This is a genomic window from Geobacter sp. 60473, assembly GCF_036323535.1.
In the GTDB taxonomy this organism is placed as follows: Bacteria; Desulfobacterota; Desulfuromonadia; order Geobacterales; family Geobacteraceae; genus Geobacter; species Geobacter sulfurreducens.
Window position 1 is genome coordinate 459,194 of the sequence record NZ_AP028967.1, and the last position, 11,540, is coordinate 470,733.

Annotated in this window: 11 protein-coding genes; 5 read left to right on the forward strand and 6 right to left on the reverse strand. The window is 64.6% G+C overall.

Features of this window, described 5'->3' with window-relative positions:
• The first annotated feature begins 157 nt into the window (after positions 1-157).
• Entirely contained in the window at positions 158-334 is a 177-nt protein-coding gene (locus AABA48_RS02140; protein ID WP_286351902.1) for a hypothetical protein, read from the forward strand.
• A 4-nt stretch (positions 335-338) separates the two neighbouring features.
• On the opposite strand, the gene AABA48_RS02145 is transcribed toward AABA48_RS02140, so the two are convergent.
• The 6 genes from AABA48_RS02145 to AABA48_RS02170 form a co-directional block, all read right to left on the reverse strand.
• Complete coding sequence (locus AABA48_RS02145; protein ID WP_338270919.1) at positions 339-1,154, reverse strand: RMD1 family protein; 816 nt, start codon at positions 1,152-1,154, stop codon at positions 339-341.
• Positions 1,155-1,195: 41 nt separating this feature from the next.
• Complete coding sequence (locus AABA48_RS02150) at positions 1,196-2,131, reverse strand: 4-deoxy-4-formamido-L-arabinose-phosphoundecaprenol deformylase (RefSeq protein ID WP_286351904.1); 936 nt, start codon at positions 2,129-2,131, stop codon at positions 1,196-1,198.
• A 7-nt stretch (positions 2,132-2,138) separates the two neighbouring features.
• A complete protein-coding gene (locus AABA48_RS02155; protein WP_338270920.1) occupies positions 2,139-3,353 on the reverse strand; it encodes a peptidase U32 family protein in 1,215 nt (404 codons plus the stop codon).
• Positions 3,354-3,450: 97 nt separating this feature from the next.
• Positions 3,451-5,070, reverse strand: coding sequence for an ArnT family glycosyltransferase (locus tag AABA48_RS02160; RefSeq protein WP_324310750.1), 1,620 nt, complete (start codon positions 5,068-5,070; stop codon positions 3,451-3,453).
• The gene (locus AABA48_RS02165) at positions 5,054-5,347 is read right to left on the reverse strand and encodes a lipid-A-disaccharide synthase N-terminal domain-containing protein (protein WP_010943190.1); all 294 of its coding nucleotides are present in this window, start codon (positions 5,345-5,347) and stop codon (positions 5,054-5,056) included. Before AABA48_RS02165 ends, AABA48_RS02160 begins: the two co-directional genes overlap by 17 nt.
• Entirely contained in the window at positions 5,340-6,053 is a 714-nt protein-coding gene (locus AABA48_RS02170; protein WP_324310753.1) for a glycosyltransferase family 2 protein, read from the reverse strand. The genes AABA48_RS02165 and AABA48_RS02170 overlap by 8 nt, the downstream gene beginning before the upstream one ends.
• A 193-nt stretch (positions 6,054-6,246) precedes the next feature.
• On the opposite strand from AABA48_RS02170, the gene ybgF reads away from it, so the two are divergent.
• The 4 genes from ybgF to topA all read left to right on the forward strand — a co-directional run bounded on the left by ybgF (position 6,247) and on the right by topA (position 11,494).
• Positions 6,247-6,975: a tol-pal system protein YbgF gene (gene ybgF / locus AABA48_RS02175; protein ID WP_286351908.1), complete on the forward strand. Its 729-nt coding sequence runs from the start codon at positions 6,247-6,249 to the stop codon at positions 6,973-6,975.
• Positions 6,976-7,057: 82 nt separating this feature from the next.
• Positions 7,058-8,050, forward strand: a complete 993-nt coding sequence (locus tag AABA48_RS02180) for a LysM peptidoglycan-binding domain-containing protein (RefSeq protein ID WP_286352501.1) — start codon at positions 7,058-7,060, stop codon at positions 8,048-8,050.
• 85 nt (positions 8,051-8,135) lie between these two features.
• On the forward strand, positions 8,136-9,206 hold the full coding sequence (gene dprA / locus AABA48_RS02185) for a DNA-processing protein DprA (protein WP_286351909.1): 1,071 nt from the start codon (positions 8,136-8,138) through the stop codon (positions 9,204-9,206).
• Positions 9,207-9,220: 14 nt separating this feature from the next.
• Positions 9,221-11,494 carry a type I DNA topoisomerase gene (topA, locus tag AABA48_RS02190; RefSeq protein WP_286351910.1) on the forward strand — a complete coding sequence of 758 codons (2,274 nt, stop codon included), beginning with the start codon at positions 9,221-9,223 and terminating at the stop codon, positions 11,492-11,494.
• Positions 11,495-11,540 lie beyond the last annotated feature (46 nt).

The window sequence follows — 11,540 nt, forward strand, 5'->3', positions numbered from 1 at the left end:
CACCGCCATACGCGGTCCAGAGAGCACTGTGGCGGGAGGCGCACGGGAAGAAGGCTGACATATTCAGGCAGCTGTCCCAGGTTTAAGGCAGTTGTAACGTCGTCGCAACATCGCCACGCTATGATGGAGGCAAAACCTATAAACAGGAGGCCCATTCATGAACATCATACCGCTCGGCGACTACTACGCTTGGTACTGCGACTGGTGCGACACCCGCAACCTGACCCTTCAGCAGAAATTCGCCGCCGACACCGTGACCTGCGGGGCCTGCCACAGGCACTTCGATGCGACTGCCCAGGAGGGGGAGCATTTCGCCCTGTGCGGGGGATTCTAGCCGCCTAGCGCATCAGCTCGAAGAGGTAGATGACGATCTCGATGAAGATCAGGATGATGATGGTCCATTCAAGGCGGGAGGCGCGGCGGGCGTGGGCGAGGCTCGTGAAAACCTCCGTGATGTCCAGGAGCGTTTCCCCCTTGTGCTTGATCTCGTTGTAGCGCTGGTTCAGCTCGAAGACGTTGGCCATGGTCAGGTAGAGGCGGTCCGCCTCGGGGTTCTCCCAGGTGAATTCCGGCTTTTCCAGGACCATGACGTGGGCGATGGACTGGTACTTGTAGGTCAGGACGTTGGCCGCCAGCTTTGCCAGGCGCCGGTCCGAGATTCCCAGCTTGCCCCGGTCGAGCATGCCGATGACGGTTTCCATTTCATCCAGGACCTGGTCGACCCGCTCCTCGATCCGCTCCAGGGCCACCGACTTGGCGATGACGAAGCAGATGGTGTCCACGTAGGCCGGGTCATACACTGGCATGGTCGCCAGGTCGTTGGTCACGGCAGGTCCGCTGCTCTCCCCCAGGGTCAGGGCGTAGTCGTCCCGGTACTTCTCGTCCGGCACGCTCTTGAACGGCTCCGCGTAGTGCGCCATACTCCAGAAAAAGGCCCTTGCCTCCTCCTCCGTGCAGTTGACGAAGACCACCCCGCCGAAGAAATAGAGGTAAACCCTCTTGGTCGTGCCCTGGTCCCCCGACAGGGGCTTGAGGCTCGCCTGGTCGAGCACCATGGGCTCTTCCCACCGGTAGCGCCGGGGGAAGCCCAGATCGGCGGCCAGCCGGTTCAGGTCCAGTTCGCCCGGCAGGGCGAAGGCGGTGAATGACGTCATGGCTCCCTCCCCAATGCTCCTCTGGTGATCAACGCCGGGAATCACGGTTCTCCGGCCGCCGGTCCCGGTTCGCTCCATTCCTCGCCCTGAACCGCCACCCGCCCGGGACGGCCCGGGATCTCCTCCATGGTGAGCCGGCAGACGGGCACGGTTGCCCGCTTGGCCTCGTCCGCGGCTTCGCCCAGAGTGACGAAGCGGACGCCGGTGCCCGTGAGCCGGTCCAGCAGCGACGCCAGGTGCGGCGCATAGCGCTTCCCTTCGATTTCGGCCTGCACCGTGTGGACGTTGAGCCCCGGCCCCACCAGGCCCATGAGCCGGTCCACGGCCTCCCGCTCCGTGGCGATCCCCCCGCCCAGCAGTTCGTCCAGGGTCGGCAGGGTGGTGGGCACCTGGAGGGTGCCGAACCGCCGTCCGTCCACAACCGGGTAGAAGGGGGTCCGTCCCCGGCAATCGCTGCAAAAGGACAGAAGCATGGAGTCCTGGATTTCGAGGGAGTCGGCGCTCACGGTCCAGCCGGGCGCCGCGGCGGTCCGGGCCCGTCGTCCCATCACCTCCTCGAAGAGGGCGCAGGCGCGGCCCAGTTCCAGGGCGATCATCTTTTTCGGAATCCAGGGAAGAAGGTCGTGCCACTTTACATGGTCCCAGCCGTGGATGCCCACCTCATGGCCGAGGCGGGCAGTGAGCCGGATGGTGTCGGCGAGCCGGTTGCCGATGATGGGGGGCGGGATCAGCAGGCCCGAGAGAAGGGTCCGCGGCCCCAGCAGGGCCGGCGCGTTGAGCCGGAGGCTGGTCCGGAGGAATCCCCGCCGGGTGATGATGCGGCGCACCGCCTTGCCGGTATTGTCGGGACCCAGGGAAAAGTAGAATGTCGCCTTGACCCCGAAGCGGCCGAGGATGTCGAGGATGCGCGGGATGCCGTCCCGGGTCCCCACGAAGGTGTCGGCGTCTACCTTGATGGCGATGGTTGGCCGTTCCATGGCGACCTCAGTCGTCCCGTTCCCGCCGCAGCAGATCCCAGGGGGCGGCCGTGCCGGGGAGTATCGCCCGGATCCGTTGGTTAGGGTGGGCCTCTGTCAGGGGAACCCCCTGATCGTCCGTGAAGGTGTCGAGCGTGAAGGTGTCCGAGCGCATGCCCGGCCCCATCAGCTCCATGGTCCAGCCCGGCCGGATGCGGTTGCGGACGGCGAGGACGGCGGTGCCGTCGGGAAGGATCTCGTCCACCACGGCGAGAAAGTCATGGCTGCGCAGGTAGCGGGAGTCGTACTCCAGGTCCGCCGCCTCGGGGCGGCCCAGGAGGAAGCCGGTGGTGTATCCCCGGTGGCTCACCTTGGACAGCTCCTCCAGCCACTCGGAGCGGAACGCGTAGCCGGCGGGGTCGGCGGCATAGCGATCGAGCGCCTCCCGGTAGACCCGCACCACCGACGCCACGTAGTGGATTCCCTTCATCCTCCCCTCGATCTTGAGGGAGTCGACTCCCGCCTCCACCAGCTCGGGAATGTGGCGGATGAGGCAGAGGTCACGGGAGTTGAAGATGAAGGTGCCGTTTTCATCCTCCGTGACCGGGTAATACTCGCCGGGTCGGCTTTCCTCCACCAGGGCGTAGCTCCAGCGGCAGGGATGGGTGCACTCCCCCCGGTTGGCATGCCGGCCGGTCATGACGGCGGAGAGGAGGCAGCGTCCCGAATAGGCCACGCAGAGGGCGCCGTGGGCAAAGACCTCCAGTTCGGCCGACACGTGGCGGCGGGTTTCGCGGATCGCCTCAAGGGACATCTCCCGGGCCAGGTTGATGCGGCTGATGCCCTGCTGCTGCCAGAAGAGGGCACTGCGCCAGGTGGTGGTATTGGCCTGGGTCGAGAGATGGATGGTGCGTTCCGGGACGATGCGGCGGATGGTGGCGATGACCCCGGGATCGGCGGCGATGAAGGCGTCGAAGGGGATCGGCGCCACCTCTTCCAGGTAGCGGTCCAGCTCCTCCAGATCGTCGGTGTCGGGATAGCTGTTGACCGTGAGGTAGACCTTCACCCCCCGGTCGTGGGCATAGGCCACGGCCTCGGCCATGGTGGCGGGGGTGAAGTTGTCGGCCTGGCTCCGCAGGCCGAAGCGGGCGCCGCCCAGGTAGACGGCGTCGGCGCCGTAGTGGACGGCCACCTTGAGTTTTTCGAGGTTCCCGGCCGGTGCCAGGAGTTCGGGGATCTGCATGACTGCTCCGCGCTGAAGGTTCGTGTGGCCGGGATGATATCACAGTCATCGTCCCCGGCAGAACACTTTGATGGGAGAACGAGAACAAGAGGTCGGATCAGGGCGCCGGCGGCGGGGGAGGCTCCCTTCGGCAGAGATAGGCCGTGTGCTTGCGCTGGACAAAGACCGGCGTGACGGAGCATGCGTGCTTCAGCCGGAATTGTTCCATCTGGCCCTGGTCGGTCACCACGAAGATTTCGCCCCGTGCGGCCAGAAACCGCTCCACGTCGGCATCGGTGGGAAGGTAGATGTCGCGGGTGGCGCCATCCTCCTCGAAGCGGAGATCCCGGTCGGTCACGAGCCCCATGGCGGCGATCCGGTTCCGGTAGAAGGAGAGCGAGGGGATGAACGTGCCGTACATCAGGATGTCGCGCTTGTGCTCCGGGTCGATGCGGTCGATGGCGGCGACCATGTCGCCGTATCCCTTAAGGTGTGGGCCCAGATGCGTCATGGCGCTGTAGACCGTCACCGACAGGCAGAGGGTATAAAGGGCCGTGTTCCTGACGAACTGGGGCGAGAGGCGGCTCTTCCAGAGGTAGGCGCACAGGACGAGGAGCACTCCGCCGTACAGGAGGAGCTGGAGCTTCAGGGGGGCGGCCGGCTTGTAGAAAAAGCCGGTCCCGCCAGCCGCAACGGCGGCCAGGGTGAGGATGACCAGGGTGGCGGCGCGCAGCCGGGCCGTCTCGAACCGGGTCAGCGCGTACGCCGTTATGATGGAGGCCGTGCCGTAAAAGGGGAGGATGTAGGCGGACAGCTTGCTCTTGGCCAGGGAGAACACCACCAGTGGCGCCACGATATAGACGAAGAGCGTCCTGATCCGTCCGTCGAGCTGCTTCCACCCGGCGACGCCCCGGGCCAGGAACAGCGTGTAGGGGAAAAAGGTGGCGCTGAAGATGACGAAGAAGTACCAGAACGGCTTGTCCCGGCCGAAGCGGTTGGTGGCCACCCGGTCCACGGTCTGGACTTTGAGGAAGTAGTCGGGAAGCTCCGGATTGCTGATGCTCACCGCCAGGTACCAGGGGAGCGCCACCGCTGCAAAGGCGCCGGCTGCCGCGGCTACCTCGCGCCAGGTGAAAACGTTGCGGTGATCGCGGTCAAAGGTCTTGGCCACCAGAAAGGGGAGCAGGGTGAAGAGCAGGATGATCGGTCCCTTGGTGAGGAACCCGAGGCCCAGGAACAGCCCGTAAAGGGGGGCGTTCCAGAAGCTGCGCCCGCCGTACAGCTGGCGGAAGAGCATGAGTTGGGCCAGGGCCGTGAAGCAGGCCAGGTAGATGTCGGTGGAAACCACCCGTGACGAGGAGAGGAAGAGGAGCGATGTGCCGCAGATGAGCATGGCATTGATCGCCTCGTCCCCGCTGCCGAGGACGATGCGGGCCGTCCCGAGCAGGGCGGCCAGGGCCGCCGTTGCGGCAACGATGCCGAAAAGGCGGACCCCGAAGCCGTTGATGCCGAAGATCTCCATCCCGGCGGCCATTCCCCACATGGACAGGGGAGGCTTGTGGAAGTGCTTGATGCCGTTCAGGTGCGGCTCGAGCCAGTTCCCGGTCACTACCATCTCCCGGGCGATTTCACCGTAGCGGGCCTCGGTGGACTCTCTCAGGTGGAGCGCCGACCCGGGATAGAGGAGGATCAGGAAGTAAATGGCCAGGAAGGGGAGCGCCCTACGACTCAAGCGCATCGATCACGTCCTTCCTCTTGTTCTTGCGGATGAAGTAGAGGTTGCGCAGATAGATGACCGTACCGGTGGATTGTCCCACGATGAAGACCGGGTCCCGTTTTATGACGGCGTAGACCAGAAGGAACAACCCGCCGATGATGCTGAAGTACCAGAACGCCTCGGGGATGACGCTTTCCTTCCGGCGCTCGGTATGGATCCACTGGACGAAAAAGCGCATGAAGAACAGGGCCTGTCCGGCGAAACCGATTCCCATGGTAAGCATCGCCGCCTTAGACATGTTTTTCTCCTATGGTTGCCGGTTGATACCGCCGTTGCATCCAGCGCACCGCCAGCAGGTCGAAGAACCCCTCCCGGGCCCGCCGCCAGTTGGTGTAGTTGGATGTGCCGTGGCGCCGGGGGCGGTGGTTCACCTCCATCTCAACGACGCGGGCTCCCTCCAGCCTCATGAGGGTCGGCAGGAAGCGGTGCATCCCCTTGAACATCTTGATCCGTTTGACCATGTCCGCCCGCATGACCTTCAGGGAGCAGCCGGTGTCGTGAATGCCCTCCCCGGTGAGGCGATTGCGGATGCCGTTGCCGATCCTGCTCCCCAACCGTTTGGACAGGGTGTCGCGCCTGTTGCGGCGCCAGCCGGTCACCATGTCGCAGCCTTCGCCGTAACGGGCCATCATGGCGGGCACATCGGCCGGGTCGTTCTGCCCGTCGGCGTCCATGGTGATGATGACATCCCCGGCGGCGTGGGCGAAGCCCACCCCCAGGGCCGCGGACTGGCCCCGGTTGGCGGCCAGCGATAGGTAGCGAACGGCCGTGCAGTCCCGCGCCAGGGTTTTTAGAACCCGGAGGCTGTCGTCGCGGCTCCCGTCGTCGACGAAGATGATCTCGTATTCGTACCGTTCGGCATTGGCCATCCGGGTGATTTCGTCGAAAAGGGGGAGGAGATTGTCCTGCTCGTTATGCACCGGAATGACAAAGGAAATCTTCATGTGCGGTCCTGTGGGCGCTCGCTTTGCCGGATGCTGTCTTGCTGATCGATGTTATAGCATATCCAACGCTAACGTAATCAACAAAATTACGTGAATATATTCATGTAACGCGTGATTCCGGTCACGGCTTTGACCTTGACAAACAAGGGGAAATGTCATTAACTCTCCGAAGAGTTCACCAGGGAGAGGGTCCATGAACCTGCTCAGACACGCTGTTGCCGGACTTTGCCTCGTGGCGGCCGCCGGTTGCACCGGCCAGGATGTGATGGTACGGAAGCAGTCGGAGATGGAGACGCGCCTGGAGCACCTGCATCAGGCCAGCACCACCTCCGGCGTGCGCCTCGCCGAACTTTCGGCCGAGGTGACCGCGCTCCGCGAGCGCCTGGCCGCCCAGGGCGCCGAGCTCGAGCAGATCAAGGCCGGACAGCGGGAACTGCAGGCGAACATCACCGAACGCCTCGCCCAGGTCGCCCCCGCGGCCGGTACCCCATCCCGCATCGAGGTGGTGAGCCGAGACGGCGCGCCCCGTGAAAAGGACGGCCCCCCCGATGCCTACCTGAAGGCCTTCGGCCTTTACAGCGCCAACAACTTCGCCGGCGCCGTGGAGGCGTTTCAGGCATTTCTTGCGGAATATCCCGACAGCGAGTATGCGGGCAATGCCCTCTACTGGATCGGCGAATGCCACTATTCGCGCTCCGACCTGCCCCGGGCGCTGGATGCCTTCAGATTGGTGGCCGAGCGCTATCCCGCGAGCAACAAAGTCCCCGACGCCCTGCTCAAGAGCGGTTACACGCTCTATGCCATGAAGGAGCCGGGGCGGGCACGTGAGGCACTTGAATCGCTCGTCGCAAGGTATCCCCGGAGTCCCGCCGCGGCCAAGGCCCGCGAACGCCTCGCTGCTGCGGTTCCGAAAAATCAGTGATTCCGTACCCATGCCGGCGTTCGCCCCGCCGGCGCATCAGGTGCCCCTTCACGGACGGGGCTGCGAGGTGACCATGAAACGGATGCTGGCTGCTTCCCTCCTTCTCGCCCTATCTCTTGTCGCTCCACTCGGGGCGCTGGCTGCCGCCGAGGAGCCGACGGTCTACGTCATCCAGAAGGGTGACACCCTCTGGGGACTGTCCGAGCGCTTTCTCAAGGACCCCTACTACTGGCCGAACCTCTGGGCCAGAAACCCTGCCATCGGCAATCCCCACTTCATCTACCCTGGACAACGGGTCAGGGTCTATCCCGACCGGATCGAGATCGAGCCGCGTACGCCCGCAACGCCCGAGGCGGCACCGACGCCCCGCCCCTCCGAGGAACCGGTGGCGGAGCGGAGCTTCCTGGTGAGCGGCAGCGAAGGTTATCTGGTGGAAAAAGGGTTCAAGCCTGCCGGCAGGATCATCACCACCAGCCAGAGCCGCGTGATCGTGGGCGAAGACGACATCGTCTACGTGGACATCGGTGCGGATCAGGGCGCCAAGGTGGGCGACCGGTTCTCCATCTATAAAAAGCTCGAAGCCGTGAGCCATCCGGTCACGAACGTGATCCTCGGCGAGAAGATGATCCCCCTCGGCACCCTCCAGCTCACCGAGGTGGAAGGAAAGGTCTCCAAGGCAATTGTGACCAAGTCCTACCAGGAGATCGGGCCGGGCTCCCTCATCCTCCCCTGGCGGGACAAGCGACGCCTGGTTCCCCTGAAGGCGGCCCAGCAGGATATGAACGGCTTTGTCGTTGACTCGCAGGGGGGCAACAAGGCCATCAGCGAAGGTGACCTTGTCTTCATAGACATCGGAAAAAGCCAGGGCGCCCAACCGGGGCACATGTTCTACGTGCTGCGCGACGTGGTGCCCGATCAGCAGTATGCCGACATCTCCGTGAAGAAGCTGCCCCCTGAGGTGATCGGCGCCCTGGTGGTGGTGGCCAGCGGCGAGACCACGTCGACGGCCCTGGTGGTGAAGAGCATCGATACCATCTACCGGGGTGACCGGGTCGAGGTCCGGGCCGCCAGGTAGGCAGCATTGCGGGGACCGGCACGGCCGGTCCCTGTTTCGTATCCCCCGTCTCCGGCATGAAAGGGCCTGCCGTCTTCCCACTCCCATGTATCACTGGTTTGCACTCAGATCGGTCCCCCTGGTGGGGAATGTCCTCTATCGACGGCTGCTGGAGCGGTTCGGCTCTCCCGAGGCGGTTTTCAGTGCCTCCGATGCTGAACTTGCATCCGTGCGCGGCGTAAGCTCAGCGGTCGCGGCCTCCATCCGGGGGCATGATCCCCGTGCCTTTGCCGAGTCGGAGTGCGAACGGGTCCGGCGCGCGGGCGTCCGCATCGTCACCATCCGGGATCCTGACTACCCGCCGCTTCTCCTCCAGATTGCCGACCCGCCCCCCTACCTCTACGTGAAGGGCGACCCGGCGGGGCTGGAGCCCGCCGTGGCCGTGGTGGGATCGCGCCGGGCCACCGCCTACGGCCGCTCCGTTACGGCCCGGCTGGCCGAGGACCTTGCCCGCCGCGGGGTGACGGTGGTTTCTGGCATGGCCCGGGGCATCGATACCGCGGCCCACCAGGGTGCCCTGGCCGGGGAGGGGAAGACCGTCGGCGTTCTGGGGTGCGGCATCGATGTGGTGTACCCCCCCGAGAATCGGGCGCTCTTCGCCCGGGTGGCCGACCAGGGAGCGCTGGTGTCCGAGTTTCCCCTGGGCATGGGGCCTCTGGCCGAGAATTTTCCCCGCCGCAACCGGATCATCAGCGGCATGTGCCGCGGTGTCCTGGTGGTGGAGGCGGCCGAGCGGAGCGGCTCGCTCATCACGGCGCAGATGGCTCTGGACCAGGGGCGGGACGTCTTCGCCATTCCGGGGAATATCACGAGCAGCGGCAGCAGCGGCACCAACCGGCTCATCCGGGAAGGAGCCAAGCTCGTGGCCGGGGTTGAGGATATCCTGGAAGAGCTTGTCCCCCGCGCTGCGGCTGCGGTTGCCGTTGCGCCGCCACTGCCGCCGCTTCCCGCCGGCGAGGCCGCCCTGATGGCGATGTTCGGCGCCGATCCACTTCACATCGACGAGATCATTGCCAAAAGCGCGTTGACAGTGGGGGAGGTTTCGGCTATGTTACTGCGCCTGGAACTGAAGGGAGCCGTAACTCAGCTTCCCGGCAAGTTTTTTCACGCTAACTGACAACGGTACCGTTTATGCCCCAACATCTCGTCATAGTAGAATCACCCGCCAAGGCGAAGACCATCGAGAAGTTTCTTGGCCACGAATACAAGGTGCTCGCTTCCTACGGCCACGTGCGCGCCCTGCCGAGCAAGCAGGGCTCCGTGGACGTGGAGCACGACTTCGAGCCCCGCTACGCCGTCCTGCCCGAGAGCAAGCGGCACATCGACGCCATCAAGAAGGAACTGAAGGCGAGCGATTCGCTCCTGCTGGCCACCGACCCCGACCGGGAAGGGGAGGCCATCTCCTGGCACCTGCTGGCGGCCCTGGGCGTGAAGCCCGAGAAACCGCCGGTGCCGGTCAGGCGGGTGGTGTTCCACGAGATCACCAAGGACGCCATCGTCCATGCCGTGGAGAATCCCCGCGACATCTCCCAGGACCTGGTGGACGCCCAGCAGGCCCGCTCCATTCTCGACTATCTCGTCGGCTTCAACCTCTCCCCCTTCCTCTGGAAGAAGATCCGTTACGGCCTTTCCGCCGGCCGGGTCCAGTCGGTGGCCCTGCGGCTCATCTGCGAGCGGGAGAAGGAGATCCAGGCGTTCCAATCCCAGGAATACTGGACCATCGGCGCGGAACTGGCCAAGGAGGGGGGGCAGAAGTGCACCGCCAATCTGGTCGAAGCCGAGGGGAAGAAGCTCGACAAGTTCGACATCCCCAACCAGGCTGCGGCCGACCGGCTTGTGAAGGCCCTGGAGAACGCCACCTTCACCGTGGACAAGGTGACGAAGAGCGAGCGCAAGCGGACGCCGGCGCCGCCGTTCACCACGTCGACCCTCCAGCAGGAAGCTGCCCGCAAACTGGGCTTTTCGGCCAAAAAGACCATGGCCACGGCCCAAAAGCTCTACGAAGGGGTTGCCATCGACGAAGGGCTCGTGGGTCTCATCACCTACATGCGTACCGACAGCGTGGTGCTGTCGAACCAGGCCCTGCAGGAGGCCCACCAGGTCATCACCTCCCTGTACGGCCCCGAATACGCCCTGGCCAAGCCCCGCTTCTACAAGAACAAGGCGAAGAACGCCCAGGAGGCCCACGAGGCGGTCCGCCCCACCTCCATCGCCCGCACCCCGGCGGAGCTGAAAAAGTACCTTTCCTCCGACCAGTTCAAGCTGTACGACCTGATCTGGAAGCGGACCGTGGCCTGCCAGATGGCCGAGGCGCTCCTGGACCAAACCTCCGTCGATATCGGCGCGGGCACGGGCTACCGCTTCCGGGCCGCCGGCACCGTGATCCGCTTCCCCGGCTTCATGAAGCTGTATATCGAAGGGGTGGACGATCAGGCCGAAGAGAAGGAGGGGACCCTCCCTCCCCTCACCGAAGGGGAACTTCTGAAGCTCCTGAAGCTCCTCCCGGAGCAGCACTTCACCCAGCCGCCCCCCCGGTACACCGAGGCGAGCCTGGTGAAGACGCTGGAAGAATATGGCATCGGGCGCCCCTCCACCTACGCTTCCATCATGAACACGCTCCTGGAGCGCAAGTACGCCCGCCTCGACAGCAAGCGCTTTATCCCCGAGGATGTGGGGATGGTGGTCAACGATCTTCTGACCAACCATTTCACGAAGTACGTGGACTATAACTTTACCGCCACCCTTGAGGAAGAGCTCGACCAGGTCTCCCGGGGGGAAAAGCGGTGGAAGCCGCTGCTGCGCGAGTTCTGGGAGCCCTTCCAGGGACTGCTCAGGCAGAAGGAGGGGGAGGTCAGCAAGGCGGACCTCACCACCGAGGCCACGGACGAGGCATGCCCCGAATGCGGAAAACCCCTGGTGGTGAAGCTCGGCAAGCGGGGCAAGTTCATCGCCTGCTCCGGTTACAAGGAAGGGTGCACCTATACCCGCAACATCGACCAGGGTGAGGGAAGAGAGCAGGCGGAGCCGGTCCTGTCCGAGGAAAAGTGCGACAAATGCGGCAGCCCCATGCTCATCAAGGACGGGCGCTTCGGCAAGTACCTGGCCTGCTCGGCCTATCCCGCCTGCAAGAACATCCAGCCCCTGGTGAAGCCCAAGGGGACCGGCCATACCTGCCCCGAATGCAAGGAAGGGGAACTGACCGAGAAAAAGTCCCGCTACGGCAAGATGTTTTACTCCTGCAACCGCTATCCCCAGTGCAAGTTCGCCCTCTGGGATCCGCCCCAGCCGGGGCCGTGCCCCACGTGCGGCTTCCCGCTGCTGGTGAAGAAGGTCTACAAGCGGGAAGGGGAGTTCCTCAAGTGTCCCAAGGAAGGATGCGACTACCGGACCGAAGGGAAAAAGTAATCACGTCGCCGACCGGGCGGGGAGCGATCCCCGCCTTTTTCTCGCA